35 protein-coding genes and 1 tRNA gene are annotated in these 25,844 nt (G+C 44.6%); 12 read left to right on the top strand and 24 right to left on the bottom strand.

Annotated features, from left to right (window positions below):
* Position 1: 1 nt before the first annotated feature.
* The 22 genes from VLA57_RS02030 to VLA57_RS01925 all read right to left on the bottom strand — a co-directional run bounded on the left by VLA57_RS02030 (position 2) and on the right by VLA57_RS01925 (position 17,384).
* Complete coding sequence (locus VLA57_RS02030; RefSeq protein ID WP_333954209.1) at positions 2-3,172, bottom strand: hypothetical protein; 3,171 nt, start codon at positions 3,170-3,172, stop codon at positions 2-4.
* Positions 3,173-3,182: 10 nt separating this feature from the next.
* Positions 3,183-3,461 carry a phage tail assembly protein T gene (locus VLA57_RS02025; protein ID WP_333954208.1) on the bottom strand — a complete coding sequence of 93 codons (279 nt, stop codon included), beginning with the start codon at positions 3,459-3,461 and terminating at the stop codon, positions 3,183-3,185.
* A 74-nt stretch (positions 3,462-3,535) separates the two neighbouring features.
* Positions 3,536-3,949, bottom strand: a complete 414-nt coding sequence (locus VLA57_RS02020; RefSeq protein ID WP_333954207.1) for a hypothetical protein — start codon at positions 3,947-3,949, stop codon at positions 3,536-3,538.
* Between the two features lie 84 nt (positions 3,950-4,033).
* Complete coding sequence (locus VLA57_RS02015; RefSeq protein WP_333954206.1) at positions 4,034-4,468, bottom strand: hypothetical protein; 435 nt, start codon at positions 4,466-4,468, stop codon at positions 4,034-4,036.
* A gap of 11 nt (positions 4,469-4,479) precedes the next feature.
* Positions 4,480-4,842: a tail completion protein gp17 gene (locus tag VLA57_RS02010; protein WP_333954205.1), complete on the bottom strand. Its 363-nt coding sequence runs from the start codon at positions 4,840-4,842 to the stop codon at positions 4,480-4,482.
* A 2-nt stretch (positions 4,843-4,844) separates the two neighbouring features.
* Positions 4,845-5,324: an HK97-gp10 family putative phage morphogenesis protein gene (locus tag VLA57_RS02005; RefSeq protein ID WP_333954204.1), complete on the bottom strand. Its 480-nt coding sequence runs from the start codon at positions 5,322-5,324 to the stop codon at positions 4,845-4,847.
* Positions 5,321-5,647 (bottom strand): phage head closure protein, encoded by a 327-nt coding sequence (locus VLA57_RS02000; RefSeq protein WP_333954202.1) that lies wholly within the window; start codon positions 5,645-5,647, stop codon positions 5,321-5,323. The genes VLA57_RS02005 and VLA57_RS02000 overlap by 4 nt, the downstream gene beginning before the upstream one ends.
* Positions 5,648-5,656: 9 nt before the next feature.
* Positions 5,657-5,947 (bottom strand): head-tail connector protein, encoded by a 291-nt coding sequence (locus VLA57_RS01995; RefSeq protein ID WP_333954201.1) that lies wholly within the window; start codon positions 5,945-5,947, stop codon positions 5,657-5,659.
* A complete protein-coding gene (locus VLA57_RS01990; RefSeq protein ID WP_333954199.1) occupies positions 5,928-7,232 on the bottom strand; it encodes a phage portal protein in 1,305 nt (434 codons plus the stop codon). The genes VLA57_RS01995 and VLA57_RS01990 overlap by 20 nt, the downstream gene beginning before the upstream one ends.
* Positions 7,233-7,237: 5 nt before the next feature.
* Entirely contained in the window at positions 7,238-7,465 is a 228-nt protein-coding gene (locus VLA57_RS01985) for a hypothetical protein (RefSeq protein WP_333954198.1), read from the bottom strand.
* Positions 7,466-7,591: 126 nt separating this feature from the next.
* Positions 7,592-8,944, bottom strand: coding sequence for a phage major capsid protein (locus tag VLA57_RS01980; RefSeq protein WP_333954197.1), 1,353 nt, complete (start codon positions 8,942-8,944; stop codon positions 7,592-7,594).
* Positions 8,945-8,947: 3 nt separating this feature from the next.
* Entirely contained in the window at positions 8,948-9,595 is a 648-nt protein-coding gene (locus VLA57_RS01975; protein WP_333954195.1) for an HK97 family phage prohead protease, read from the bottom strand.
* A 151-nt stretch (positions 9,596-9,746) separates the two neighbouring features.
* A complete protein-coding gene (locus VLA57_RS01970) occupies positions 9,747-9,941 on the bottom strand; it encodes a hypothetical protein (RefSeq protein WP_333954193.1) in 195 nt (64 codons plus the stop codon).
* An 84-nt stretch (positions 9,942-10,025) separates the two neighbouring features.
* Complete coding sequence (locus VLA57_RS01965) at positions 10,026-10,268, bottom strand: hypothetical protein (RefSeq protein WP_333954191.1); 243 nt, start codon at positions 10,266-10,268, stop codon at positions 10,026-10,028.
* 76 nt (positions 10,269-10,344) lie between these two features.
* Positions 10,345-12,063: a terminase large subunit gene (locus VLA57_RS01960; protein ID WP_333954190.1), complete on the bottom strand. Its 1,719-nt coding sequence runs from the start codon at positions 12,061-12,063 to the stop codon at positions 10,345-10,347.
* A 9-nt stretch (positions 12,064-12,072) separates the two neighbouring features.
* Positions 12,073-12,534 carry a hypothetical protein gene (locus VLA57_RS01955; RefSeq protein WP_333954189.1) on the bottom strand — a complete coding sequence of 154 codons (462 nt, stop codon included), beginning with the start codon at positions 12,532-12,534 and terminating at the stop codon, positions 12,073-12,075.
* A 151-nt stretch (positions 12,535-12,685) separates the two neighbouring features.
* Positions 12,686-12,988, bottom strand: a complete 303-nt coding sequence (locus VLA57_RS01950) for an HNH endonuclease (RefSeq protein WP_333954188.1) — start codon at positions 12,986-12,988, stop codon at positions 12,686-12,688.
* A 143-nt stretch (positions 12,989-13,131) separates the two neighbouring features.
* Positions 13,132-13,524 carry a hypothetical protein gene (locus tag VLA57_RS01945; protein ID WP_333954187.1) on the bottom strand — a complete coding sequence of 131 codons (393 nt, stop codon included), beginning with the start codon at positions 13,522-13,524 and terminating at the stop codon, positions 13,132-13,134.
* A 348-nt stretch (positions 13,525-13,872) separates the two neighbouring features.
* Positions 13,873-15,576: a primase-helicase family protein gene (locus VLA57_RS01940; protein ID WP_333954186.1), complete on the bottom strand. Its 1,704-nt coding sequence runs from the start codon at positions 15,574-15,576 to the stop codon at positions 13,873-13,875.
* On the bottom strand, positions 15,576-16,586 hold the full coding sequence (locus VLA57_RS01935; protein ID WP_333954185.1) for a primase-helicase zinc-binding domain-containing protein: 1,011 nt from the start codon (positions 16,584-16,586) through the stop codon (positions 15,576-15,578). Before VLA57_RS01935 ends, VLA57_RS01940 begins: the two co-directional genes overlap by 1 nt.
* Complete coding sequence (locus VLA57_RS01930; protein ID WP_333954184.1) at positions 16,576-17,076, bottom strand: phage regulatory CII family protein; 501 nt, start codon at positions 17,074-17,076, stop codon at positions 16,576-16,578. Before VLA57_RS01930 ends, VLA57_RS01935 begins: the two co-directional genes overlap by 11 nt.
* Positions 17,077-17,117: 41 nt before the next feature.
* Positions 17,118-17,384, bottom strand: a complete 267-nt coding sequence (locus VLA57_RS01925; RefSeq protein ID WP_333954183.1) for a transcriptional regulator — start codon at positions 17,382-17,384, stop codon at positions 17,118-17,120.
* 127 nt (positions 17,385-17,511) lie between these two features.
* On the opposite strand from VLA57_RS01925, the gene VLA57_RS01920 reads away from it, so the two are divergent.
* The 12 genes from VLA57_RS01920 to VLA57_RS01865 all read left to right on the top strand — a co-directional run bounded on the left by VLA57_RS01920 (position 17,512) and on the right by VLA57_RS01865 (position 23,641).
* Entirely contained in the window at positions 17,512-18,249 is a 738-nt protein-coding gene (locus VLA57_RS01920; protein WP_333954182.1) for an XRE family transcriptional regulator, read from the top strand.
* Between the two features lie 7 nt (positions 18,250-18,256).
* Positions 18,257-19,120 (top strand): exonuclease domain-containing protein, encoded by an 864-nt coding sequence (locus tag VLA57_RS01915; RefSeq protein ID WP_333954181.1) that lies wholly within the window; start codon positions 18,257-18,259, stop codon positions 19,118-19,120.
* Positions 19,121-19,443: 323 nt separating this feature from the next.
* A complete protein-coding gene (locus VLA57_RS01910; RefSeq protein ID WP_333954180.1) occupies positions 19,444-20,361 on the top strand; it encodes a hypothetical protein in 918 nt (305 codons plus the stop codon).
* Complete coding sequence (locus VLA57_RS01905; protein ID WP_333954179.1) at positions 20,354-20,707, top strand: hypothetical protein; 354 nt, start codon at positions 20,354-20,356, stop codon at positions 20,705-20,707. The genes VLA57_RS01910 and VLA57_RS01905 overlap by 8 nt, the downstream gene beginning before the upstream one ends.
* Positions 20,707-21,228: a hypothetical protein gene (locus tag VLA57_RS01900; protein ID WP_333954178.1), complete on the top strand. Its 522-nt coding sequence runs from the start codon at positions 20,707-20,709 to the stop codon at positions 21,226-21,228. The genes VLA57_RS01905 and VLA57_RS01900 overlap by 1 nt, the downstream gene beginning before the upstream one ends.
* Positions 21,225-21,371: a hypothetical protein gene (locus VLA57_RS01895; RefSeq protein WP_333954177.1), complete on the top strand. Its 147-nt coding sequence runs from the start codon at positions 21,225-21,227 to the stop codon at positions 21,369-21,371. Before VLA57_RS01900 ends, VLA57_RS01895 begins: the two co-directional genes overlap by 4 nt.
* Positions 21,364-21,576 carry a hypothetical protein gene (locus tag VLA57_RS01890; protein ID WP_093071442.1) on the top strand — a complete coding sequence of 71 codons (213 nt, stop codon included), beginning with the start codon at positions 21,364-21,366 and terminating at the stop codon, positions 21,574-21,576. Before VLA57_RS01895 ends, VLA57_RS01890 begins: the two co-directional genes overlap by 8 nt.
* On the top strand, positions 21,560-21,778 hold the full coding sequence (locus tag VLA57_RS01885) for a hypothetical protein (RefSeq protein ID WP_198328435.1): 219 nt from the start codon (positions 21,560-21,562) through the stop codon (positions 21,776-21,778). The genes VLA57_RS01890 and VLA57_RS01885 overlap by 17 nt, the downstream gene beginning before the upstream one ends.
* 3 nt (positions 21,779-21,781) lie before the next feature.
* On the top strand, positions 21,782-21,982 hold the full coding sequence (locus VLA57_RS01880; RefSeq protein ID WP_198328436.1) for a TraR/DksA C4-type zinc finger protein: 201 nt from the start codon (positions 21,782-21,784) through the stop codon (positions 21,980-21,982).
* Positions 21,982-22,104 (top strand): hypothetical protein, encoded by a 123-nt coding sequence (locus VLA57_RS01875; RefSeq protein WP_333954174.1) that lies wholly within the window; start codon positions 21,982-21,984, stop codon positions 22,102-22,104. The genes VLA57_RS01880 and VLA57_RS01875 overlap by 1 nt, the downstream gene beginning before the upstream one ends.
* Complete coding sequence (locus VLA57_RS01870; protein WP_333954173.1) at positions 22,097-22,318, top strand: hypothetical protein; 222 nt, start codon at positions 22,097-22,099, stop codon at positions 22,316-22,318. Before VLA57_RS01875 ends, VLA57_RS01870 begins: the two co-directional genes overlap by 8 nt.
* 183 nt (positions 22,319-22,501) lie before the next feature.
* Complete coding sequence (locus VLA57_RS01865) at positions 22,502-23,641, top strand: tyrosine-type recombinase/integrase (RefSeq protein ID WP_333954172.1); 1,140 nt, start codon at positions 22,502-22,504, stop codon at positions 23,639-23,641.
* A gap of 156 nt (positions 23,642-23,797) precedes the next feature.
* Here VLA57_RS01865 and VLA57_RS01860 read toward each other — a convergent pair.
* Together VLA57_RS01860 and VLA57_RS01855 are read right to left on the bottom strand one after the other, a co-directional pair.
* Positions 23,798-23,882 (bottom strand) — tRNA-Leu (locus tag VLA57_RS01860).
* A gap of 231 nt (positions 23,883-24,113) precedes the next feature.
* Positions 24,114-25,826: a sigma 54-interacting transcriptional regulator gene (locus tag VLA57_RS01855; RefSeq protein WP_333954171.1), complete on the bottom strand. Its 1,713-nt coding sequence runs from the start codon at positions 25,824-25,826 to the stop codon at positions 24,114-24,116.
* Positions 25,827-25,844 lie beyond the last annotated feature (18 nt).

The raw sequence follows: 25,844 nt of genomic DNA, 5'->3' as shown, positions 1-25,844 counted from the left end.
ACTATAGGTCCCGCTGTAGGTGATAGTTGGCTTTCAATGCTCTGGTGGTGGCGCTATACGGGTCATTTATATGGTTGGGCAGTTGCTTGTTAAGCTCTTCGCCGACAATCACACGAATACGGCCATCATCGTCTACACGATGCGATACGGGGACGCCTGCATAATTCTCAATAGTCATATTGACAACCGGCGCTTGAGGCGCAGCTGCTTGTGTTGGTTTTGAATTCAAGAAATCAGTTAGCTTGCGATTATCAGCAGGTTTAACGACTCGTTCGCCTTCATCAAGCATCCATGTGCCTTCTTTTGGTACATAATCAAGCCCATCATGCGCCTGACCCTGTACCGGCGGTGGTTTCAGGCTTGAGATCGTGCTAACAATACCGGCGACGTTGGATGCAACCGTTAACATCGCGCCAAGATTGGCAGGGAAGGGTAGTGATGCTGCTGCGGACGACATAGCAACTTGGATGTTCATAACTGAGCGACTAACAGCAAGTATCTTTTCGCCGATAAACATAGCTCGGTGAACTTTTGATTGTTCGCCAAACATATTTTTAGTAATAGCAGATAGGCTGCCAGCGACGCCTTCAGCCTGACCTAAGCGCAAATCACTCATAGCTATTTCGTGTTGTGTTTGTGCTTCGAGTTCAGCATCCAATGCCTGCTGCTTAGTGATGACCTCTGCTTTCAGGGCTTCTTGGATGACATCAAGTCGCGACTGATAGTGTTGGGTAAGTCCATATTCTTCGCTTGTACCGCCCATTTCTGCTTGCTGAGCATTCAATCCGTCACGCGCGCCTTTCTGTATCTGATTGGTGTCATATACCTGAGCACCAGCCATCGCATTGCGCAAGTCAGACTTTTGCGCACCATTAATGTCAGTGCGCATATCAAGGGCACGGCGTTGATCCGCATAAGATTGCCGCAAGGCTGCTAAATCTGATTGGCCAATACTGGTTAGTTGCCGCAGTTCGCTCTCGAAAGCATAACGACGTTCATCAAGTGCCAGTTGTTCAGCTTGATTCAGCGCATCGATTTTAGCTGTGCGAAGCTCTTCATCCATTTTTACTGTTAATTGGATTTCTCGACGCTCAAGGGCGTACTGATTGCGGATACGCTCAGCGTCTGTTTGTTCAGATTGCTGAGCATACTGCATCTGCTGCGCGTGCGTAAGCTGCATTTGCGCAAGTTTATTATTAGCGATGTCGATTGCGTCACTAATAAGGGCATCACGCTCATCGTCAGTAAAACCACTTGCACTGATTCGTAATATATCTGTCTTAAGCTGCTCTTCGATGCGTGTGGCTTCGTCTGCATATTCCAAGCGGATTGCGTTACGCTCTTTGGTTTGTTGTTCCGCAAGGCGCGCTTGCTCAGCGGCAGCAGTGACTTCGTTTTGCATTATCTGGCTGATTGACTGTTGAGCGATTGCAACGCCATCGCCGTAGTAGTCTTTGATATGTTGCTTAAAGCGTTTGCCGGTGACAGCTTCACCTTTAGCGACGACACCATCGTTATTGACATCCCATACTTGATTGGACGCGTAAGCTTTGCTGCCTTTTTTGTAGCCATAACCTGCTACGGCGTCGTAAATCTCTCCAACACCTGAACCTGCTTTGATGCCGCGGCCTTTGAGATAAGAGACAACGTGGTCCATCTGTTGTAAGGGCAGTAGATTGCCAAATTGATTCCGAGTCATACCAAAATATTTACCGTCATCCTTACCGTCGCTGCCCTCCATAAATTGGATAAGACCAGTTGCTGATGAGGTTGGGTTGCGTGCATTAGTGCTGAATGTACCTGCAGTTTCAAAAGAGATGACGGCAGCGAGGTCGTTTGGATTAACACCTAGTTTTTTAGCACCGTCTAATATCGCGTCACTGACTGCTTTTGGTATGAGGGCAGCGGCTTTACTGGCTGCTTTTGCAGCAGACGCTTGTTTCTTAGCATTGGCTTCCGCTTTTTTAGCTGCTTCCTCTTCAGCGGCGGCGTTGGCTTGCACCGCTTGACCAGTCAAACCCAGTTGCCGACGCATCTCCTCTTGTTGTTTAGCAGCGGTTAAAAACCGGCTTTCGCGCTTGCCTTCGCCTAGATTTTTAATAAAGTTGATTTGAGCTGAGTAATTGGAAAGGGATGCCGATATATCTTGGTCTGCCAGTCTTGCGATCTCATTTGCAGAGCTAAAGTTTTTAGCAATCTTGAGAGACGTAACCCAGACGCTGTCCATCATGCTAACGCCGTTGAGTAGACCGCCGATTGTAGCTGCCACACCGCCAATACTACTACCAACCACGTCAAATACAGCTGCGACGCCGATACCTACTATTGCTACACTCTTAAATGCAACAACTAAATCATTGCCCATTTCGCGCGCGAGGTCCGCGGCGCCAGCTGAGCCTACAAGCTCATCGGAGAGATCAGCCAGCACTGGGATAAATGCACTGGTAAACTGTGTTTTTGCGCCCTCAGCAGACAACTTTAGTAAATCAGTTGCTGCTATTAAGTCTTGAGTGGCGGCAACCGTCTTTTCATCCATGATGACGCCAGCATTTTCAGCGGCTTCCGCCCATACGTCAAACCCAGCGCCGTTGTCATGCAACAGTGGTATCAATAGCGACGCATCGGATGCGATAGACTCCATGTAAAATATTAATTCAGAGTTAGAGAGATTTGCCTCTTGTAAACCGTTGTAGTATCGCTGGAGAGCATCTGGACCTGATAAGTTTCTAAAGCTGTCAGCAGTCATGTCTACACTTGCAGGCATACTGTCAAAAAAGTCAGCCATCGCACCGCCACCGGTGGTTAAAAAGTCACCGATTTTATCCTGAGTGTCTTTGTAAATGTCACCCAATGTCTCTTGTTCGACGCCCATAGCTCGCGCAGCGACGATGTGCTTTTGCATCACATCGATATTGGTATTTGATACCTTTGCAAGCTTAACGATTTCACTAGCAAGCTCAGCTTGTTCTTTGATCATCGTGCCAATAGCAGCCGTCCCAGCAGCTGCCATTCCTGCAAATGCTGCTGCACCCACTTTTGCCATATTTGCGGCATCGGCTTTAATAGCGCCCATCATTGTCGTGGTGCTTTGCTGTGTATCACGCATCTCACTGCGGTACTGCGCAGTGTTGGCAAAGAGTAGAATATCTAAACGCTGTAATACCTTTGCCATGATGCAATCCTTATTTTTTAGCGCGTCTTTTAAGAGTAGCTATCAGTGATTCAGTGTAATTTTGACTGCGTGCCGCATCTTGTGCCGCATTCTCAGCAGCGCGTTGCTCATTGGTTAATGGGAAAGGATCAACAGCAAGCAGTTCTTTTAAGCTTGGCACTTCTTTACAATGACCTGACCATGCAGCGACTTGCTGCGCGAGCGACGCAAAGTTTAAGTCCGTGCGATAATCGCCAATAGGATTAACTCGGTCGAATGCTTGCCACTCACGTAGCTCGTCAATGCTCATAGCTGCATCAAGCTCTGCGACAGTATGGGATAGATGCCCAGCGAGTTTAAATTTAAAAAATTTATCTCGCTGGGTTAGGAGTTTTTTAAGTCTTCATCTTCCGGTTCGTCAGCGGTTTCGTCATCTTGTTTGACCGGCTTTTTGACAATAAAGCGATTGATTACATTAAATTCAAATATCACAGCATCAAACAGCACTGGTGGTATTGTTTTGACGACTTCGACATCATCCAGTGTGAATAGCGGTTCGTTATTTTCATCGACGATAGCGATGATAAAAGCTTCAACATTACCTTTGCCTACGACTTCTTTCATGTCTTCAAAGTATTTTTCACGTTCTCCAAGCGTCATACGCTTGACGAATACGTCAGCATCTAGCTCTTTGATAGTGAGCCGTGAGGGTGCTAGCATCGCTGATGAAGCAATGGCTGCAAGTAGGGTAGTACGTCCAAGAGGATTAGCTTTACGTTGCGCGGCAGTTTTGGCCATAATAAGAGTCTCAGTAATTAATAATTGGTTAAAGAGAAGCCCACATAGTCGTGGGCTTAGTTAATAGGTTGGATTGCTCAATGGCTATGGTGCTGAGACAATCTCTGTCACGTCACTACCGATAACGATAACGCCTTTTTTACGGAGTTTCTTTTTCGGATCAGTGACGTTACTGAACTCTGAGATCATGCCGTCAAATTTGTAGCCAGACACCGCAACATCGACAAAGTGAATCTCACATTGCACCACTTCGTTGGTGTCAAATGCTTCTTTTAATTTGATGTGCTGAGGGTCAGTGGGTTTAAATACCAACTCAAATGCCAAATCATTGATTTCAGTAAAATCGACAACCGCTTTTTGCGTGTTCCGCGCGTCAGTCGTGGTAATTTCATCGATTGATTTTTTTTGATCAATCATATCGATGTTGGTTAACAAAGGTACTTTGACAAACGTCAATCCCGCGTCAGTACTGATTTTTAAGAAATGCTGGCTGTCAGATAAGCCGTCAATAATCGCCATAATTGGCTCCTTTACGTGGTTGGGGTGGTTTGGCTAAATTCGTAATCTATAGACTGGCGAAATAGGTCGCTGGCGGTGTCGTACATTTGCTCCTGTCCACCGTAGATGCTGTGTTGGATTTGGTCGTTAATGGCATTAATGATTTTGTTAGCGAGTAATGTGCACTGATAAGCATCATCGTGATAGACATCTATTTGCACTCGTACCCACTCATGCCCGGTTATACCGTCGTTAGTGATTTCAGACACGCTGCTGATGGTTTGGTAAATGATATAGGGTGCAGTCGCATCATCATGCTCGCGAATAATCATAGGATAAATGCGGGCGTTGACCAATGACCCTAGCGTCTGTACCAGTTGTACGCCTGCAATCATGACTACTCCCTATATTTATCAATGTTTTCGTTCAGTTTTTCGCTAAAGCGACTAAGCATTAAGTCAATGTTGTTATCAAATGCTGGTCGGATAAAAGGTGTGGCAGGCTGAGTAGATGTGCCGCGTTCAATGAAGTGCCAATAATTTGGGTAAACTTTATTACGGCCAGTGCCGATGTACATGCCCATTGCGGCACCTTGGGCAAATTCGCCTTTCATTTCTGACTTTGGCACACGGCGCTTCTTGATTGCTGTGCGTAATAGACCTGGCTTAACTTCTATTTTTTTGCCGTTTGAGTAAACAACGGTATGAGGCTCTTTAGCTTTTGACGCAAATTTCTTAGCGTCTTTTACAACTGGTGTAAGTGCATAACCTAATGCGCCGTATATCGCCTTACCCGCAAGTTTGTTATCTAATTCACCAAGTTTGCGTTCCATTTCATCAAGCCCCAAGACTTCCACGCTAGTAAAGTCGTCGCTCATGACACACTCTTTAACATCAGCGTGATGTACTCAAGTCCACTGCGATCATCGGGGAGCGGGTCGCCATCGACCGCATACATTTTGCCGCGATGCTCAATACGGGTTTTGCTATCGATATCAGTGCGATATCGTAGCTGACAGCGCGCGCGCGTCTCACTGTCAGCGGCTTGGGCGTTGATGACGTCTTTAACGGACAGTGGTGTAAAATTTGCCCATAGCACGACAGTTGGCGTCCATGATGTGCTACTGGTACCGCCCATCGGTGATGGCGTATTGATTGATTTATAGACAGTAATGCGGTTGCGTAATTTTGATGCAAGCATGGCAGCTCCTTATGTGACAGTAGGGCGGCGGTACGGATAGAGCATAGATACAACCGGCTGCGGTAAATAGTTGCCATTGGTTGGTGTGTCTTTATCTGGGCTACGGTTATCATCAAAGTAGCCAATCAGCATAAGCGTGGCGACTTTAATATCTTGCGTGCCTTCAGCTGGTATAGTTTCAGTGACATAACGCGATATGGCAGATTCAGCCGCTGCCATAAACATGGTTAATGTCGCATCGTTGGCGTCATCGTCATAGCGCAGATGGTGTTTTACTTCCTCAAGCGTTACCCAAGCCATCATCATCTCCTTTGGGTTGGTCATCAGTGGGAGTGGGAGCAGGGGCTTTGGCGAATGGGTCAGCACTACCATCACGCTTAGCAATGGCTGCAAGGCTAAAGTTCTGCTGCTGAATCATTGGACTTTCACCGCCTGATACAGCTGCATAGCCAAGCTCAGCGCGCGCTTCATTTGGCGATAGTATGGCGGCGCCAATACCTTCTTTAAGGAACGACATCTGACTGTTTGAATCCATACGAAGTAGGGCTTTTAAATCAAACTCAACTTCGACACCATCTTCTAAATCTAAGTGCTGATTAAGCAATGTTTCGATGCTTTCAATATAGTGCTGCAAGCAGTCGCTGTAATAGATGTCGTTATGGTCGCTGACCTTGCCACTGGGCAGTGGTGCAAGACCAATCTTGAAAGCGGGAACGCTAAACGCTGTACAGACGATTTCGCCTGACATCTTTAGCTGCTCAACCAATTGTGCGTCGTTGGCAGCGACTGAGATTGGCACGTAATTCATGCCGTCACCCATTACCGCTGTGCCGCCATTACCTTTGCCTGAATAGTTTTTTTGCCAGTTTTCTTTTAACTCGTTACTGGTCTGTTCAGTAATTGCTCCCGGCGCAACCAATATTCCAGATGGTCGCGAGGCATTCGCAAAAAATGCTTGGGCATTGCGCTGAATGCTGATACCTTGACTGGCAGACAACGCACAAGCAACGATAGGTGATAGACCAACCAACGGATGATAGAAGCAGTTAAAGCGGTCATGAATAATCTCAGACGCAGGGAATACAACATCCTCATCCAAATCAAACAAACGATCTTTGCGGACTTGATAAAACACATTGCCGTTTGGGTCGACCAATGGCTTGGTGCGTTCAGGATTAAGAATCTGTAACTTCCACACTTCGCCATAGATATTGCGGACTTTCCACACATACGTGTTGCCGCTGGTTGCCTTACTTGTCGCCCACGCTTCGGCAAATTGTTGCCAGTTTTGAAAGTCATTAGGCTTGGCTAGTAAAGGGTTGACGCAGCTGGTACAGACCTGACTGACACCATCAACCTTTCTTTTAGTCTTAATCTTAAGCTTACCGATATCACGGGTAATCAATGACACGCAAGCAAACACGGCATGATGGCGCATTTGGTCGTTTTTACTGACTTCGATTTCTTCGTTGCGTTGCCATGCGCCGGTGAATGGCTCATGTATGGTATGCCAAACATCGCCGCCAACGACCGGTTGGGCAGTGCTTGCAGATTTTTTGCCAGTGAACCAATCAAGCATGCCCATAATTATTACTCGCTATCAGTTTTAGTGGTTGCTTTAGCCTTTAATTTGGTTTTAGGCTTTGGCTCGGTTGGCGGTACGACAAATAGATTGGGGTCAAGTGGTGGTTCAGGGTCAGTGCCGTCATCAACTTCAGCGAAGCCAGTTAATACTAAAACATTGCCTTCAAACTCAGTGACTTCATCTAGCATTCCTGCAGGACCATTTGGTGCGTCTTTAATATATTTAATTTTCATAGTGACCTCGTATTTTTTAGGAGTAGATACTGACAATGAAGGAAGGGCATTACCAATACCTACTCGTAAAAAACCCCAACACATGGTTGAGGTTTTGGTCAGTCTTAAGCTAAATGGTATTTAGGCTTATGGGATTACATTGCTGTAATTAATATAAGCAGCGGCAGTTAGGCGGCGTTTAGACCAAGTCATATGACGCTCAGCACGAATAGCAGTCATATTCTGTTGCCACAAATTGACCAGTGTGGTTGCGCCCATATCAATAGTTGCTTGGTCACTAAATGCAACCTCAACAGCGCCGTCATCGGCTAAATATAGCTCAGACGGTTTAATTAAAGCGATTACATCAGCAGCGGTCTCAGACTCGATAACGGGTAGTCCGTTCAGTGTTTTACTGCCAGCTGGGGCGTCCATACCACGATAGTAGGGATTGCCTAGCGCGTCGCGTAGCTCAGCCATGTCACTAGCGCGTGTTTCGCTCATGACGTATTGAGCGCCATTGAGAGATAGATTATTGCTGATAAATGTTTTGCGGAGCGCAGCAAGATCGGCGTTATACTGAGCAACGCCCACGCCCGTATGGTCAATTTTAGTTGCGCCATTGAGGATGCCAGCAGGTCGGATGTCGGTTTCGGCAGCGGTATCGATAAAGGTATTATCAATTAGCGTCGCACACGCCTCGATTAGATCATCGCGCAGCATTTGATCAGTAGCTGGTGACGCCAGTTTTAGCAAATCATCAGTACGCACAATAATGCCAGCTAGTTTATGATGTCCGATAGTGACTGAGTTAAAGGTTGGGTTGGTAGCCGGTTTTGCTGCACCATCACCAACCCACGCTGCCACGCTGCCGCTTGCCATACCGGGAATTTTGGCATTAAACGGCGCGGCGCGCATTAATGGCGCGAGTTTATCAACAATGGTCTCAGCGCGTAGCAACTCAATAAACTCATTAGCGAGCTGATTTTCAACAATCAACTCACTTGAGTTGGTGGTATTGAGTACGACTGCTTTTTCGAGCGCTTGAATAACGCGTGGGTCCATGCCTTGTGACTTAGCAATATCAAGAGGACTGATATAGTTGCCGTTTTTTTGTTGTAGCACAGCAAGTGCTTTAGCTTTTGCAAGCTGAGCAAAGCCGATACCTTTTCTAGCATGGTTTGGCTTCACAGTGGTGACTCCTTTGGCAGCAGCTACTGGGTCAGCAGCACCGTCAGCGCTTGCGCCTGCTTCGGCTGGGTCTTCACCGGCAGCTGGTGTAGCTGACGATGCAGCTGTTGCAATGTCAGCGATGATGCCTTCTACGCGTGATAGGTTTTCGGTGAGCTTAGCAAGGTCATCTTCGACTGTTTTGATTTCAGCGTCTTCGGTATCGTCAGTCGTGCGACCTTCTTCCGCAGATTTTGTCATCAAGGTTTTTAACTGACCTTTTTTAGATTTGATCGTCGCAAGTAGTTGCGCGCGTTGTTTTTCCCACATGGTTTAATCTCCGGATAGTAATTGTATGCTGCCTTGGTTGGTGGCAACTAAGGTAATAGTTTGTGGTGGTGGATTTGGAGCGCTGGTGCTGCTAGGTGCTTTTTTTTGGGTGTCTGGTACTACTGGGTCGGGCGCTGCGTTTGAGGGCGTGGGCGTGGGGTTTTGAGCGTCCGAAAATGCTTGCTTGATATTTTTGACGCTAGTAATCACTGCATCGGGGTTAGCAGGGACGGTAACAGCGGATAATTCGTACCATTCCCACTCTTTAATGTGCAGACCCCAGCTGTCTTCAAGGTAGTTATATTCAAGCGGTCTAAAACCAATAGATAAGCATTTGACCAATCCCGATTTGATGGACTGCCAAGCTTCATCAGTTCGATTTTTAAGAGTGCCTTCTTCCGCGATTTTGACGATGGTGGCGGTGATCTCAATACCCTCGTCGGTGACAGTCGCATCAGTCACTTCGCCAATGGGTTGGTTGTGGTTATGCTGCCAAAGTAAGGGAATAGGCAAAGCGAATTTAGCGCCAACCATATCCAAGATGTCGTTATCACGGTCTTGCTTCGGTGTCGATGCAATGCCAGTGATGGTGCGCGTTTCGCCATCGTCAGTGACGGCTTTGACTTTCAGCGTGCTATAAGCTTTGGACATAGTCGTTCTCTATTTATTTTGGGCAAAATAAAACCGCCCTTATCGGCGGTCTTGGTTATCTTTTTTTACGTCGCTTGGTATAGGCAACGAGAGCTATATCAATTGCTATCAAAACAGCTCTCAGTATTCGTGATTTATTCATGGTGTCTGCTCACTTATTCGGATTGTACAATGGAAGGGGCGGCGATGGTCTCGGCTGATAGCCTTTGCCATTGGTGCCATCGTAATCAATAGGTTTAGGAGGTTTGCTAGGTGCTGTAATTATTCGATGTACAATCGCGCCTAGGACTAAACCTGCAATGAAGATAAGCACAAAGATAGCGTTATCGCTTAAATAGATGCACATAGTTAAATCCTAGATGTAAAAAACCCACCGATTGGTGGGTTTTATTAGTATGTATAAATTGTTTTATATTAAAAGTTTTTTGAGCTACGTATTGTCATAAAGGCCTTTCTCTGGCTTAGTGAATTCAGTTTCATTAGATAGCTCAGATAAAAGCTCTTGAAACGCTGTCTCACGCTCTTCTTTAGCTTTATACCATTCTTTAGTAAGCTTTCGGGCTTTGTCCGAAACTCTCTTCGATACGCTACCGTTATTATCGTTAACGACCAAAACTTTGGTAAATTCAAAAACTGTGTTCTCAAATTCCTCAAACGTTACATCTGCACTCATAGCATCACACTCCATGTTAAAACATCATTTTGATTGAATTAACTTATGTTGGGGATGTGAGTAATATTTCAAGGCACTAAACAAAAAACATAGTAGGTGCGCCAGATTTTGGTGGCTCTGGATTCAGGCTCATCAATGCGACGGCATTTAACATGCCAATGACAGGGTCAATTTTAGCAGTGCCAGACTCGGCCTTACTAATCATCGTACCGCTGCCACGTACTACGGTTCGAGAGTTACCAACACACCACGCCATCATGTCTTGGTCAGCATGTATAAGATGTTTACGTGCAATCTTATTTTCAGCGGTTTTGATATAGCCTGACATCTTGAAACCTTGACTGACGCCGATTATTTTATCACTAGGTATCTCTACCGCATCAAGCTCTTCTATGAGTGTGCCAATGCCAAGTGGGTCAAGTCCGATTTGGTCAAGCTTACCGCTATCAAATACTTGTTTGCACAGCTGCGCGACTTGCTCTGACTCATCACCGATGTTTTTTACAATGATAAGGTCACCGTCTTTCTCAAACCCTTTTAGCGTGGGCGCGATAGACATACGACGTTCTAGTGCAATCGTATGGCACCAGGCGCGCGTCCATACCCACCATGGTTTAATTTGCACCTTTTGTTTTGTGATGCTGTCTTCATACTCTCTCAGCACGATAGGCAATCGACCAACAGCAGCAAATCCTAGTAAGTCATCAAGACCACCGCCATCGATACCGATTGTGATAACTTCTGATGCCTCAATCAGCTCTTCCAAAGTAAATGGCATAGGAGCAGCTGCTGCTTTCCAAAACTCAGTAGCAGCCCAACGGTTGGCACGTAGTGATATGCCGATTTGTACGTTTAAATGCTTAGCGGTAAAATCTTGCAGCTCCTCTTTTCCCTCATCTTCTGCTTTTTTAAATTCACGCTCTAAGAATTTGACACTGACAGACGCGCCAAGATTAGGATTGGTGATGTACCAATTATCAGGATTAAGATATAACTCATCATCGATGTATTTTTTTGGGAACTCATAGAGCAAACCCAAGAATTGTGGGTCAACGACTTTACCGTCGCGTACTGCGCGAGCATAGTCTAGTTTTTGTTTAAATATGCCAGCAGGCTGCTCATCGGGCATAGTACTTAGGTATACCACAAACCCTTCAGGGCGCGATGCTAGACCGCCTGTTGCTTCACGTAGCATCGATGCAGCATTGGCACGTTTACCGAATAACCAAAGCTCATCAATAAGCACGTAACTGAATTTACTACCGCCTAACGTGTCAGATTCAGCCGCGTAAACCTTTAGAGTGGCATTGGTACCTAAATGCGTAATAGTGCGCGTGTGCGGCGATACGTTGAACATAGCGGACAATTCAGGGTCAGCGCTAATCATATCGCTTGCGGGGCCATAACTGGCATTTGCGACTTCTTTTGTCGGTGCAATAATCGCGAGGCTTGCACTGAATCGCTCATTGAGCACTAGCGCGATCATCATAATGCCAGCGGCAAGCGTTGACTTGGTATTCTTTTTACTGATAAGCAAAAAGAACTCAGTAATCAGGCGCTCTTTACTCTCAGTATTATAAGCGCCAAAAATAGCAGCGATAAACTCACGAGCCCATTCTCGAGTGACATCGCCAGCGGCAGGGCTACCAATCATATCGACAAGTATTAGACTGTCAAATATCTTGAGTGCAATATCAGCCACGTCCTGATTAAGCGGCTTACACGGCATGAGAGACTCACCGGCGACTATACGCTTCTCCCAGTCGGGCAAGGCTGTGCTCCAGGTGTCTAGCATGGCAGGCTCTTATTGAGTAGTTTTTGAAGTATACATATCTGGCTGATTATTAAGCGTCGCAAACTTACCAGTATTAGTAGCAGTCTTAGCATCTAGCTTGCCTTGCTCTTTTTTACCAATCGCTGCGGGCTTCGGCTCTTCGTATTGGATGGCAATGGCAGCACAGCTGATACGGTCTTTCATAGACTTGCCACGGTCTTTATAAATAGTTTGAAAGAAGTGTAGTGCATTAACCAGCTCAACGACTTCAGCGGTTTCGCCTTCAGGACTTTCGCCCGATTCTAAAAGGTTGATGGCCCTTAGTTCGATGATGCGATTCTGTATCGCCTCATTCTCTTTTAGATTCTTAAGCGAGCGTTCTGCGTTCGCTTGATTCTTAGCTTTGTAGCCAGCGTCTGCCATTGCCTCTAAGTCATCAAGACCTTCAGCGACATTTTGACAATACGCCTCTTGTCTTTTAGTCAGCGACATAATGAGAACCTTTCTCAATTAAACATAATCGGAAAAATGGAAAAATAATTTCAATTTAGAATTTTTTTTGTGCGTGGGAGGGGGAGTGGTGTCCGCTGGGTTTGCCCAGAAATAAAAACACCTCCCCCCGGGCTTTTTCCAAGAAAATATCTTAAATTTCTTGGCTTTCTGCATGCGTTTTCGGCTTATGACAAGCAGTGCAGATGGTTTGGAGGTTGCTGTCATCGTCAGTACCACCACGAGCGACGTTGAGAATATGATCTAGCTCAAGCTCACCGCCAACACGGCAGCAAACTTGGCAAGTATATTTGTCACGCTTGAATATCTCTTCGCGCTTGCGGCGCCAAGGTCGACCACCGCGTCCGTGTCCCCATCTTGATTTGGGTTGATGGGTATCATTGACTGCTTTGGTGCCGATGGTTGTGAGGCGTGGGCGTAGGGTTTTGAGCGCCATGCTTTATTACCTCCAAAAAGAAAGCCCGCTGCGGGGGCAACGGGCTTAACTGGTGATGTTTGTTTACGTCTGCTTTATGATTTGGCAGGAACTTCGAATATGAGAAATATTAGGTCAATCTGTCCGAAACTACAAGTAGGCTTTTAATAGCCTACCACTTGTAACTCTATCTTAGCCCTTGCTGCTGCTGCGTTCTGGCTCATGTCATTTAGTATGAAATCAATGTGATCAGATAGTTTATTGTCAGACCAAGTTTGTTTGGCGATTGCTGCAAACGCTGCTCGCTCACTATCATTCCAAGCATAGCCAATGGCTTCGTTAATCGGATACTGACATTCGGCCAACGCAGTGCAAACCACCTTATCAATATACCTTTTTCTTATTACCGCACTCGAAAGTTTAGCTGAGTAAGTATCTGATAGTCGAGCCTGGATAGTTGTATCAAAGCCATCGTTTAGATAGTGATAGCAGTCTGATTGTAGTTCGCTAAGGTTTGCATAAGCTTCAGCAGCTGCTCTTAAGTATTCTTGGCGCATGATAAATATCCCCCGTTATTTATAGCCAATATATATATAGGTTCAGGGTTGTGTCAAAGGTTAAGGGTTGGGGTTCAAACCCTGCACCTATACAGCCCTTTATTTATAATACTTATAGATGAAAGGTTAAGGGTTTAAGGGGTTTAAGGGTTATATTTACGCACGGGATAAAAATTATATAGTGATTAATACTAAATACATTTAAGTTATTTATTTATTTCCCGCGCGCGCACAAGAAAAAACCCTGCAACGTCTGCTACAGGGTCTTGTATCGCTTGGTGTTACTGGCTTGTAGAGGTTAAGGGTTTGGTTTTAACTGTGAACCTAACCCTTAAACCCTGCACCTAATTATTGTTTTGGGTCGTAAACATTATTGATTGCGAGCTTGAATCGGTGAATCTGTCCGCCAATCCAGTCTTGTTGACTACCAAACTTGTCAGCTGGATAAGATGTCGGCATAGCTATAGCTAAGATCATGGCTTGTTTTGCGGCATTCATGTTAGGCGTTCTGTATTTTAGCCGTGATTTAGCTTCGCGTCTACCAATATATGTCATAAGTTTAGTTTCAGAGGTTGGCCGTTCGCCGCCTCTTTGGCACCACTGACGATAAACAAAATATAAGTCACTACTAAGGCAGCAGCAGTAAGGTATCTCTAAGTTATTGTTCGACCAATCGTCGTAGAAAACCTCCCAGTTTGGCTGGCTTAATCTAATTACTTCACGCTTACTCTGAGTCATGATAGCCGGTGTATGTGCTGTCTGGTCTTTTAAGTCCGTCATTAGAAGTAAAGTATAAAAAGCACGTAGCATCTTGTCATCGGTATCGGATAAGGCAGCCGCGACATTTTTTAGAATGGGTTCGGGAATCTTTTGTTGTGGATAGCAGACTACATGCCGTCTATCGTTTTGCTCCAGTGCTAAGGGCTTCATGTTGTTTGATAAGAATATTGCATTAACAAAGTTATCTTGCTGCCAGCCGCTCATAAACTTTTTACTGATATAAATTGTATTGCCTGTTACCAATTGCTTGACCATGCCCATTTGTGAATAGCTATCGCTGCCGCTAAAAATTTCCTCAAACAGTGCATATAACTTATTCGACACCCAATCATTATATTGAGAGTCAAGCTGCCCTTGTCCCAGTGTGACAGCATAATCGCCATAGATACGTGACATGATGCGGTCAAAGAATAACGACTTACCTGCGCCTTGCACTTCGCCGTGAAAGATAAGAGCGGTATCAAGCTTGGTACCAGGCTGCTGCAATGGAATGGCTAGCCATCTAAGTACCCATTCATACACTTCTTTATTACCTTCGCACAAATGCAGCAATAGGTCGGTGATAGGTTTGCACATGGCGGCGGCGTCACTGAGCTCAGTTTCAATAGGCTTTAGTGGTAGACCGTCAAATGTATTGATAGCAATGTCTTTGTCATGCTTGGGTGATTTAGTGCGAGTAGGGTCAAACCAGATGTTATCCGCTTTGATAGTAATACGCGCCTCTGACTTAAGCCAAATCTCATACTCATTAGGGCGTGCTAGTTTGATGGTATCAACGGGCAAACGAATACGCTCAACGTCATCCCAAACTTCTTTGGTGCCATAGATAAGGAAGTAGCGCTGAAACATCGATTGAGCTTCGACAGCCATCATTACATCAAGGTCTTTTGCAACCTCTGACTTTGCAATCTTACGATGCTTCGTTTCCCACCAACGCGCTGCTAATTTCTTATTGCCAATTTCATTAGCAAACTGCGTCTTTGTATACTCAATCTTTTGCTCAGTGTCATAAACTTTATTGGTCACTTTACCAATATCAGTGATTTGAGCGTATCGCTTGAGCATTGCTGCTAAGCGCATTTCTTGCTCAACGTCAGCAGGTACATTGCCGTTATGCTGCGCGATAGGTGTAGCAGTAGTGCTATGGTCGTCATTGGCAGCTTGAGTCACGATTGATTTATTGGCTAGCGCATGCTTGATTTGACGTGCTACTTCATTAAGTCCAGATACAGCGGCTAGATCGTTAAAGTCTGTGTGTTGTTTGCCTTGCATTACGCCGCATCCTTATCTAGTAAATCAAAACTTGGTACTACCATTTCGCCACTAATGGCGATGGCGGCGTTACGTGCCTCACGAATACCCGTATTGTACTCAATCAAAGGCTTGGGTTCTTTACCCTCTGCAATGGCTTTATCTCGCATCTTAATAGCTGTAGCAGTATCGTCATCAGCGACAATAATAATGCGGTGATCGGGATATTGAGCGCGTATAGATTGGGCGACCGGTATTAGATTGTTTGCGTTAAAAGCCACAATCACAGGCAAGCTATAACTCATTGCGTCAAACACAGTAGCGCCAGTTGCGTAACCTTCACAGATGAGTATAACGCCGCCGCCAAACATAGCAGGACTGCCAATCGTAAAGTAAGCGCCGCTTACCAAGCCGCCTTTTAAAAACAACTTTTCGCTATCAGGTGCAATGGTTTGCACGTTGACCAGTGTTATTTGTTGTTTTTCAGCATTGTAGTAATACATGGGGATGATTAAGTTATCATTAGCGTCTTGGCTTAATCCAATCGCTGAGACGTTTTTGCGTAGTAAATAAGGATGATCGTCAGCTGCGGGCTTTGAGTTATCCCAAATGCTTTGCGCTCGACTGGCGGCATCAATGCGCGACTGGCGCTTTTCAGCTTTCTCCGCTGCTTCACGCTCGACTTGCTGTGATTGCCATTGAGCGCGTTGCTCATCTGTGACTGTGCTGGTCGCATCAAGGCCAATCGCGCCCGCTATGAGCTTATTGGTTTCATAAACATCAAGACCGGTAAAGTCTTTGACTAGCATAAAGCCGTTACCAGCGCCGCACTGTGAGCATATCCAAGTGCCTTCGCCGCGTTTGTCGTCACAGCGGAATCTATCTTCGCCGCCGCACATAGGGCATGACTGATGCTGATGAGCCACTTTACTAAAGCTGATACCAGCAGCGGGGAATATGGTCGAGACATAATTGCCGACAGCTGCTGCACGTATGGCTTCGAAATCTAGCGGGGTGCGTTTATCTGTCATTGTGTCTCTCCATATTGCGCTTTGCATTTTCTAAAATCGTTTGAATATGACCGATTAATGCATGACCATCCTTTTGCATACTTGCGTATTCATCAGGCTCAATAACTTTGTCAGCATAAGCATCCAGTGAGGTGCTATTTAAGTCTGCAAACTTTTGACCTAGCAGGGCGATATCAATCATCTCATCACATTGATTATCGCTACTTGGCAGCAAGAACCATCCAGCGTTGCCGTGAGCACAGCAGATAGCATCCATAATTAATGACGACTGGGTATGTTCGAGTACTAGCTCAATCGTCTCAGGCGCTAGTGTGTGGCTGCTACGGTTTGGATTCACTTGTAAAGCAAGCGTGTTGTAGTTAACGCCATAGATATCAGCAATCTTGCCCAGCGCTCCGCGTTCTTTTTTGCAAGCGTGGTAGACGGCTTGTTCAAGTGATAATACGCAATGTTCTGCGCGCTGAGCTGATGTAAATATTGTGGTCGACATATTGCCCCCGTTATTGTCGTTCTTTTATTTCGGCTGTAGCGTTAAGCTATTGATTGTTGATTACCTGGATCGTTGGCTGGAGCGGGGAATATATCGGGCCGTAGTTCGTGACATGACACTCCAGTAACTTCGCTAATCTTTGCAACATATTTAGCAGACGCTTTTCTATCTCTAGAGAGCATTACACCGACATTTGATGAAGTGCGTTTAAGACCAATTTTATTTGATAGTTCTGCTTGTCCGCCTGCAATAGCAATAGCTTTTTGCAAGGCTAGCAACATAGAGTGGTCAGGTAGATAGCTATTCATATAATTACCTTTGTCTTTAATTTGTCTTTGTATAATTACATTTGTAATCTAAATTGTCAATTACTTTTGTAAGTAGCGCGTTATTTCATTTGTAATTATTATGTTTTTATACTTATTGGAGGCGCATATGGAACCGGATCTAGACACACTGGCAAAACGTGTAAGGTTTATACGAAACGAAAAAGGTCTTACTCAAGCGCAGTTGGGTAAGATGATCGGTGCTGATCAGTCTGTTATAGGTAATTTAGAGAGACGTAATGGCAAAAGTAGTAGCTATACTGAGGCTTTGGCAAAAGCGCTAGGCGTGAATCTTTCATGGTTAATGTCTGGATCGGGGGATGCATCTAGTGAAACAAGTGATGAGCCTGTTAACAGCGAAATGAAACAGAGTGACTACGTGGTGGTAGGAGGTAATACTGACTATCAGTTGGTTGAGGTGCCTTATAAAGACCTCCAAGCGAGCTGCGGCGGAGGCTATATTAACTTAGAGCATCCTGAGCAGAAGGCAATGATCGCTTTTACAGTAGAATTTCTACGTGAAAATGATATGCCGATTGACGGCAAAGGTCTTATGTTGATGCATGCCTGTGGCGACAGTATGGGATATACGATTCCACACGGCACATTGATGCTAGTAAATACTAGCGAACGTGAATATGATAATTTCATCAGTAATAAAATCTATGTGTTTAATGCTGATGGAGAATCTATATGTAAGCGTGCTTTTAAAAATCTAGATGGAACAGTGACTTTAGTTTCTGATAATGCTGACAAAAATAGATATCCAGATCAAATAGTCAATAAAGACAAGTTCTATGATTTCAGCATGGAAGCCCGAGTAAGATACACTTTTAGCAAACAATGAGGTATTTATGGATTTCATAGCAATAGATGTGGAAACAGCTAACTATAATGCAGGGTCAATCTGCCAAATAGGCTTAGCTAAATACATGAAAGGGAGGCTGGTAGATACATTCGTCAGTTATGTTAATCCTGATGATTCATTTAGCCAAAAAAATATTGAAATTCACGGTATAACTCGTGACATGGTGAAAGACGCTCCTACTATATTTGATATATATGGAAATATACTAAAGTTTATAAGCGATTTGCCTGTTGTTAGTCATACGGGTTTTGACTACAAAGCTATATCCCAGTGTTTAACGGCATCTAATCTCCCTATCCCTAATTGGGTATGGGTTGATAGCAGTCTTATGGTTCGAGAAACATGCGAAAAATGGGCTTATAGTGGCTATAGTTTGAGTAATGTTTGTAATGAATGGGGATATAGTTTTTCACATCATGATGCATTGGAAGATGCTAAGGCCTGTGGGTTCGTTGTTAAGACCATTTTGCGCGAGCAACAACAGAGTATTAATGACTGGATCGATGTTAAGAAATTATCTACTAATAAAAAATCAAAGGCGTATCCTGCTAGAACACAGGCAAGAAATGGAGATAGCAATGGTCGTTTCTCAGGCTTATCGATGTGCTTTACTGGTGAACTAGGTATGGGGCGCGGAGAGATTTCAGACTTAGCTGCCAAACATGGATTCGATGTTAAGTCAGGCGTGTCAAAAAAACTAAACTACTTAGTGATTGGTGTACAGGATCTAACTCTATTAGCTGGACATGAGAAGAGCAGCAAACACCGCAAAGCAGAGGATTTAGTCAAGGAAGGTTTAAATATACAAATAATTACAGAAAAGGAATTTCTAAAAATAGTTGAATTGTAATTATAAAAAACACTTATTCTGCTTTTAAATTACAAAAGTAATTGACAGTGTGAATTACAAATGTAATTATATACCCGTAATCAACAAAACGGGTATAACGTCATGTCTCAATATCAAACCAACGGAACGGTCCCACCAACGCGCGCTCAACAACAGATTGAGCGCCTACAACTAATCCTAGCTGAACGTAACCAGCAACTCCAAGCCGCTGAGCAGAAACTTACTCAAACCGAAATAACCAACAAATTAGCGCGTAGAAATACACGCTGGTTTATGGGGCTTTGCACCATATTGATTATAGTTATGTCGTTTGGAGGTGCTGCGTGAGCAAGTTAACCAACAAAGGCAAGATAATCACGCGCTTTGAAATCGGTTTTGATAATGAAACCAAAGTCGCAATTGATTCTTTAAAAGGCAAACTAGACGAAGTGACTCGCGCGCTGTCAGTTAAAAATGACAGTCACGGCGACCGCTTACTTGCAGCTATGCAAGCTGAAGCAGCTAATGATGCGCCACAGCCTGAGTTTTTGCAGCTTGGGCAATGGGTGTTTGAAGGGCAACCTAAAAAGTTTGTAACAGCTCATGTAAACTCATACGGCAAAGCAGCTATATCAAGTATGCAAATTAGTGATATTGAGCCGAGCGATGATGCTTGGGCAGTTACAGAAGATGCGCAGGTGAGAATACCAACATGCCTATTTCGAGCGCTTAAAGGTAAGTTTAACGCCACAAACTGGCAAAACAGCGCCATTGCCCGCGAAACCATCAACGATGTCGATTATCTAAGCGGCAACGACTTAGACGAATGCGTCCCACATATCGATGATGTATTAGACCAACCTAATTGGCTATCTGAATCAGTACCACAAATCACCCAAGCTGATATGCAGCTTATCTTTATCAAAAACCTATCCGAAACACTTATCCAGCGCATGCATAGCATGGACCGCTTTAGTGAAGACGACTATGCGATGGGTGGTGATAAGTTGATGGCATGGGATATCGTGGTCGGTAAGCCTTATAAGACTAAAGAAGAAGATCATAACGTTGTGAGGTTTGGCGTCATTAGTTGCCAGTCACGCGATTTAAAAGTATTGGAAGTGCTCAGTTTTAACGAAAGTTATTGCAATAGTCGTGGTGAAAGTTTGGCGGTCTATTTCAGTGAAAATAATACATACCGCACCATCACCGAAGCCGAACTACCAGCATTCCGTGCTGCGCTGGAGGCTTGCTATGCGTAATATCGCCAATATCAAGCCGAGCGTTATCCTCGTATCGCTTATCCATAATGCCAAACTTAGCAACGCTGTCAGCCGTACCGCTTTACGCGATGCCGAAAATCAGTGGTGCAAGCATATCACCAAGCCAATCGAACTCCGCGACCAGCACACTATGCTTGATGTCGCTGAGCAACTGCGCCTAGTAATCGTGCAAGTGTCACAGCGTCGTTGCCGTATCAATCCAATGTATTGGGCTGTATTGGTACATTTAGAAGCTGACTTACGCAAGGCGTTTGCTCATAACATCAACCTTGAGCCGCTACTTGACACTGTAGCTGCCAATAGCGAACACAGTGAGGTGGCGTAATGTCTATCAATAACCAAAAACGTAAAGGGCCTTTGCTGATTAATGTCAGCGGTGCGCCTCATATTGGAGTGACAACTGCATGCGAACGCGTGCAGCGCTGCTTAAATGCTCAAGGCATTATCACTGACGTCATTAAACTTGAGCGCGGTATCGATGTAGTCAACTTTGACGATGATTATTTGCTTGGCAACTATGGTCACTTGGACGTCATCTTGTTTGATAAGCATCGTAATGCTGACTCTGCTGTCAAACGTCGTATGATTCAGCCGCTTTGGGACGCTGAGGGCGTCGTACCCGATATCAGTGTCTTACTCAGCTGCACACCTGATAACTATAAGTGTCAAATCCGCAATCGTATCGATAAGCGTAAAAAAGCTGAGCACCACGGTTATTACTTGGAAATCAGCAGAGAGCATTATGGTACGCGCAATCATCATGTCGTCAACATCGATGGTAAAAATGGGCAGTTATACGCAGCCGGTACGATTAAAAGTCTGATATTACGGGAGCTGCGGCGATGAGGAAATTTAAACAGTACTTGAAAGAGTTTGTACACAGCGGGGTAGTGCATCCTTTAATGATGTTTTTACCATCGAAATATCGCAAGCGTGTACATGATTGGAATGCAGATTGGGCATTCAAGGAGTTAGATAGCGATGAGTAAAACATTATCCCTTAACCGCCGTGCTCATTTATTTGTCAGAGATGACGCACTATTTATCAAGCTGCAAACGCCGCATAACAAAATGCCAGACAAAGCAGATATTTATATCCTTAAAAAATTCAGCATCGACCGCTTAAAAGACATACGTGACTGGGCAGATGCAATGATCCAAGCAAGTGAGAGTAGTAATGTCAAAAAAGATTAAAAGAATCACGTTTGCAGCAAATAATTATGGCCTGAGTTGGCTAGAAGTAGACACAAGCTGCTGGGAAATTGTAGACGCATGCAGTGCTGGTCGTCACCTGGTTGGTCGGGCATGTCGCTTGGCTGACCGTGGGATGAAAATAGAATATCGCTACGGTATCGGCTATAAGCGTATCGAAGCGAACGTTGAGAAGATGGGGTAAGTAATGGCTGATGATGCTGATCGCGCAAACGACTATGTTGATTTAACACTGGCTCACTGCCTAAGTCGCGCGCCAAAATTTGATAAACCGTCACTGACAGAATGTTTGGAATGTGGCGAAGATATACCGGCTAGACGCCAAGCCGTGGGCGGGGTAACGCTCTGTGTAGACTGCCAAAGCGTATTTGAGAGAAGGGGACGGTGATGTTAACCAATAATGAGCAACTCTTAGTGATCGCTGGTACTGCTATCTTGCTTGGTATGTTGGTGGTCGCAGTGGTTTGGTTGTTGTCGATTGAATTGAATAAGGAGAATGATTGTGAGTAACTTAACTCAAGCTGTTTTTGACGGTATGCCGAAATGGATTAAGAGTGCTCGAATAGATAAGAAAGGAAAACTGGTTGTTTATAGTCTGAACGCAGCAACAGTCACTCGAATATTAAACAACGAGATATTACTGCCATGGAACTGTGGCATATGGGATTCGGGATACGACACAACGGACTGGCAAAACAGCGCCATAGACAGGGAGGTTGAGTGAGATGGATGTCATTGAAATTATCAAATCAAATGTCCCGTTGGACTGGGTAACTCTCCCTCAATTTGGTAAACTTATTGGTCTACCACATGAACGCTTATACATGGCAAAAGATAAATGGCCTGAAGGTATGGTGTGGAAAAAGATTGATAATAAGATTTACTTTAGTCTAAATGGGTGGAATGAATGGCTGGACCAACAGGGTATCCAAAAGGCGTTAGAGTGCGAAGCGGCAGCGTCGAAATTAATATCCCAATCAAAGGAGAAGGGCGCAGGTACTTCGTCCTCCCGTACACGGCGACGCCAAAGAATATTGCCCAAGCGGGAAAGCTACGAGCTAGTTTGATGGCTCGTAGAAAGTGGGAGAATTTGACGGTAACAGATATCGAATTGGCTTGTAATATTATTGATGAGACGACAGCAGATGATAGACCGCTTTTTGCAGATTATGCGCAGCTTTATCTTGATAGCTTAGATAGCGGAAATACAGGCACTAGACGTAAATATAAAGGCATCCTCAAAAATAAGTGGATGCCTTTTTTTGCATCTATGGCAATTGCAGATATAACCCCGGCAATGGTACGCACTGCACTCGCACAGAATGACTTTAGCAGCGCTAAAACTGCTAATGACGCACTCACGCCACTGCGCGGAGTGTTTGATTTAGCATTTATTGATGAAATTATTGAAGAGTTGCCCACTAAACGTATTCGTAATAAGAAGACTCAAAAGGATGAGCCAGATCCTTTTTTGCCTAATGAGCGTATGGCCATACTTGATTATATGCAAAGCCATTGGACAGATGATAAAGAGATTTGGTATCTATATTTTGTATGGCAGTTCTGGACCGGTTGTCGCCCTGGTGAGTCATTGGCCATAGACTGGGCTGACATAGATATAACCAATCGATTGGCAAAAGTAAGTAAGACGTTGAGCAGTGGAAAAGTGCAGCTATCAACTAAGACTAATGAAATCCGCAATATCTATCTCAATGATAAGATATTGGTCGTATTGGATAGACTCAAGGTCCTCACTGGCCACCAGTCACGCCTATTTATCAGCTTACACACCGATGAGCCATGGACAAGACCGGACAAATTGTCTGAGAAGTTTCAGGAAGTGCTACCAGTGATCGGTATAAGAATGCGACCTGCTTATAATTGCCGTCATACTTATGCGACTACAATGCTCAATAGTATGATCGATGTTTCTGCTGCTGCGTATCAGATGGGCCACGATATTATTACGTTCACCAAAATCTATGCAAAGTGGATTAATACCGAGCGCATGCAAGCTGAGATGATGAAGCTGGATTATGGCGACTAACTACCGAGGTTTAATCGGTAGTTGAATTGCAGAAACTGCGCCAAAACTGCGCCAACAGCACCTTTAATAAATACTCGTCAAATTTTAGGCAATAAAAAAACCTGCCCGAAGGCAGGTTTAGTATAGGTTTGAGACAATCTAATCACTATCGAAAAATGGTGGGGCTGGAGAGACTCGAACTCTCACACCTTGCGGCGCCAGAACCTAAATCTGGTGCGTCTACCAATTCCGCCACAGCCCCATTTTCGTTACCTTATCATCTTTGGTGTTGATATTCAAACCCCATTGAGATAAATAACTGATTCGGTAGTGCGTCTCAGTGGTTGGCTATTATATAGAGTTTGAATAGTTTGGCAAGCCCTATTTGCACTTATTTTTAATTATTTATCAATTTTTTTTGCTGAATATCATAAACAATTGATATTACTGATTTTTTTAATTCATATTTTTTATCACTTTATTCACACTAATATTACTCTTGATATGATGAGAGGTTCAGCTGCTGTAATTTACGTGTCAGCGTATTGCGTCCCCAGCCAAGTAAGTTGGCAGCAGCTATCTTTTTGCCGCCGCTATGATGGAGCGCTGCGGTTAGCAAGACCCGTTCAAACTCAGGTGTTGCTGTCTGTAAAATATCGGTTGCGCCAGCTTGTAGTGACTGCTTCGCCCAAACACCTAAAGCTTGTTGCCAGCTTTGGGTGCCAAAAGTATCCTGACTTTGTAGATGATTATTTTCAATAGCGTCTTGTGAGGATACATGCTGCTGTTGATTGTCTAGAGTAGAGGGGATGTTTTCGAGCAACTCTGGAGGCAAGTCATCGATCATAACGGTGTCGCCAGTCGCCATTACTGTCAGCCAGAGACAGACATTCTCAAGTTGACGGACATTACCGCGCCATTCAAAAGACTGCATCATTTGCATTGCTGCCGGATGTAGTTGTTTTGGTGCCGTATTCATCTGCTCAGCAGCGCGCTGCATAAAATAAGTGGTTAATGCTGGTACGTCCTCGCGGCGAGTCCGTAAGGGCGGCAATGGCAGGCGAATGACATTCAGGCGATAAAATAGATCCTCACGGAATTTGCCTTGTTTGACCAATTCTTCCAAGTTTTGATGGGTAGCGGCAATAATGCGTACATCTACTTTGACGGGCTGCTGACCACCCACGCGAAAAAACTCACCATTTGCCAGCACTCGTAGCAGCCGCGTTTGGGTACTAAAAGGCATATCACCGATTTCATCTAAAAATAACGTGCCGCCATCTGCTTGCTCAAAACGACCTTGGCGTGAAGTTGTGGCGCCAGTGAATGCGCCTTTTTCATGACCAAACAATTCAGACTCAATCAAATCATGGGGAATTGCTGCCATATTTAGTGCAATAAAGGTTTTATTGTGTCGCGGTGAGTGCTGATGTAAGGCGCTAGCGACCAACTCTTTACCTGTACCTGATTCACCAGTGATTAAAACAGTAATCGGTGAGTGCGCAAGTCTACCAATGGCACGAAATACCGTTTGCATGGCTTGTGATTGACCAATGATGCCGCTTGGATTGTTATTAGTTTGGGGTTTGGGTTTTTCATGAGTTTTACTTTCAGCAGCTTTAGAGGTTTTTCTAGCTGATTTGGCTGCATTTGATTTGTTCACAGGCTGTTCTTTGGTATCGGTACTTACATTCGTATTAGACTCGATTGAATGGTTTGATATGACTAGATTCGGCTGATAATTAATGGCTTTATAAATCGTTGCGACCGCATCATCTAAATCAAACGGCTTGGGTAGATATTCAAATGCACCAGTCTGATAGCTGCTAATGGCAGAAGTAAGGTCTGAATGCGCTGTCATAATGACAATCGGAAGCTTAGGAAAGTGCTTGTGTACCCAGTCACTAAAGGATAGACCATCCATCATCGGCATACGAATATCGGTCAATATCACATCAGGTAACAAGGCGGTTGACTCTGACGATTTTAGAATATCATTGAGGCGTGTCCACGCTGCTTGTGCTTGGGTAAAGCTGATAACTGTCAATCCAGCGTCTTCAAAAGTATCTGCAAGCACCATACGCAGCGCCGCATCATCATCAATGAGCCATAAAGTGGCAGGCTCATTATCAGGATTGTTATTGACCGTGACCATTGGCGTTCGCTCATTGCTTGTAAGAGATTGGGTGTCATTATACTGGGTCATGTATTTAGCCTAATAAGC

Source organism: Psychrobacter sp. S4(2024) (assembly GCF_036861305.1).
Lineage (GTDB): Bacteria > Pseudomonadota > Gammaproteobacteria > Pseudomonadales > Moraxellaceae > Psychrobacter > Psychrobacter cryohalolentis.
Note: the sequence above shows the minus strand (reverse complement) of the source record. Positions and strands in the feature narration are given on the sequence as shown.

Coding starts and splice junctions, on each gene's coding strand:
- VLA57_RS01895 (WP_333954177.1), top strand. CDS start 21,225: ATGAGGAAATTTAAACAGTACTTGAAAGAGTTTGTACACAGCGGGGTA.
- VLA57_RS02020 (WP_333954207.1), bottom strand. CDS start 3,949: ATGGCCAAAACTGCCGCGCAACGTAAAGCTAATCCTCTTGGACGTACT.
- VLA57_RS01955 (WP_333954189.1), bottom strand. CDS start 12,534: ATGTCGCTGACTAAAAGACAAGAGGCGTATTGTCAAAATGTCGCTGAA.
- VLA57_RS01995 (WP_333954201.1), bottom strand. CDS start 5,947: ATGGCTTGGGTAACGCTTGAGGAAGTAAAACACCATCTGCGCTATGAC.
- VLA57_RS02000 (WP_333954202.1), bottom strand. CDS start 5,647: ATGCTTGCATCAAAATTACGCAACCGCATTACTGTCTATAAATCAATC.
- VLA57_RS01990 (WP_333954199.1), bottom strand. CDS start 7,232: ATGGGCATGCTTGATTGGTTCACTGGCAAAAAATCTGCAAGCACTGCC.
- VLA57_RS02010 (WP_333954205.1), bottom strand. CDS start 4,842: ATGATTGCAGGCGTACAACTGGTACAGACGCTAGGGTCATTGGTCAAC.
- VLA57_RS02005 (WP_333954204.1), bottom strand. CDS start 5,324: ATGAGCGACGACTTTACTAGCGTGGAAGTCTTGGGGCTTGATGAAATG.
- VLA57_RS01950 (WP_333954188.1), bottom strand. CDS start 12,988: ATGGCGCTCAAAACCCTACGCCCACGCCTCACAACCATCGGCACCAAA.
- VLA57_RS01900 (WP_333954178.1), top strand. CDS start 20,707: ATGTCTATCAATAACCAAAAACGTAAAGGGCCTTTGCTGATTAATGTC.
- VLA57_RS01975 (WP_333954195.1), bottom strand. CDS start 9,595: ATGTCCAAAGCTTATAGCACGCTGAAAGTCAAAGCCGTCACTGACGAT.
- VLA57_RS02025 (WP_333954208.1), bottom strand. CDS start 3,461: ATGAGCATTGACGAGCTACGTGAGTGGCAAGCATTCGACCGAGTTAAT.
- VLA57_RS01905 (WP_333954179.1), top strand. CDS start 20,354: ATGCGTAATATCGCCAATATCAAGCCGAGCGTTATCCTCGTATCGCTT.
- VLA57_RS01940 (WP_333954186.1), bottom strand. CDS start 15,576: ATGCAAGGCAAACAACACACAGACTTTAACGATCTAGCCGCTGTATCT.
- VLA57_RS01865 (WP_333954172.1), top strand. CDS start 22,502: ATGGCTGGACCAACAGGGTATCCAAAAGGCGTTAGAGTGCGAAGCGGC.
- VLA57_RS01945 (WP_333954187.1), bottom strand. CDS start 13,524: ATGCGCCAAGAATACTTAAGAGCAGCTGCTGAAGCTTATGCAAACCTT.
- VLA57_RS01880 (WP_198328436.1), top strand. CDS start 21,782: ATGGCTGATGATGCTGATCGCGCAAACGACTATGTTGATTTAACACTG.
- VLA57_RS01935 (WP_333954185.1), bottom strand. CDS start 16,586: ATGACAGATAAACGCACCCCGCTAGATTTCGAAGCCATACGTGCAGCA.
- VLA57_RS01965 (WP_333954191.1), bottom strand. CDS start 10,268: ATGAGTGCAGATGTAACGTTTGAGGAATTTGAGAACACAGTTTTTGAA.
- VLA57_RS01920 (WP_333954182.1), top strand. CDS start 17,512: ATGGAACCGGATCTAGACACACTGGCAAAACGTGTAAGGTTTATACGA.
- VLA57_RS01875 (WP_333954174.1), top strand. CDS start 21,982: ATGTTAACCAATAATGAGCAACTCTTAGTGATCGCTGGTACTGCTATC.
- VLA57_RS01960 (WP_333954190.1), bottom strand. CDS start 12,063: ATGCTAGACACCTGGAGCACAGCCTTGCCCGACTGGGAGAAGCGTATA.
- VLA57_RS01980 (WP_333954197.1), bottom strand. CDS start 8,944: ATGTGGGAAAAACAACGCGCGCAACTACTTGCGACGATCAAATCTAAA.
- VLA57_RS02015 (WP_333954206.1), bottom strand. CDS start 4,468: ATGGCGATTATTGACGGCTTATCTGACAGCCAGCATTTCTTAAAAATC.
- VLA57_RS01985 (WP_333954198.1), bottom strand. CDS start 7,465: ATGAAAATTAAATATATTAAAGACGCACCAAATGGTCCTGCAGGAATG.
- VLA57_RS01930 (WP_333954184.1), bottom strand. CDS start 17,076: ATGTCGACCACAATATTTACATCAGCTCAGCGCGCAGAACATTGCGTA.
- VLA57_RS01925 (WP_333954183.1), bottom strand. CDS start 17,384: ATGAATAGCTATCTACCTGACCACTCTATGTTGCTAGCCTTGCAAAAA.
- VLA57_RS01915 (WP_333954181.1), top strand. CDS start 18,257: ATGGATTTCATAGCAATAGATGTGGAAACAGCTAACTATAATGCAGGG.
- VLA57_RS01970 (WP_333954193.1), bottom strand. CDS start 9,941: ATGTGCATCTATTTAAGCGATAACGCTATCTTTGTGCTTATCTTCATT.
- VLA57_RS01890 (WP_093071442.1), top strand. CDS start 21,364: ATGAGTAAAACATTATCCCTTAACCGCCGTGCTCATTTATTTGTCAGA.
- VLA57_RS01885 (WP_198328435.1), top strand. CDS start 21,560: ATGTCAAAAAAGATTAAAAGAATCACGTTTGCAGCAAATAATTATGGC.
- VLA57_RS01855 (WP_333954171.1), bottom strand. CDS start 25,826: ATGACCCAGTATAATGACACCCAATCTCTTACAAGCAATGAGCGAACG.
- VLA57_RS02030 (WP_333954209.1), bottom strand. CDS start 3,172: ATGGCAAAGGTATTACAGCGTTTAGATATTCTACTCTTTGCCAACACT.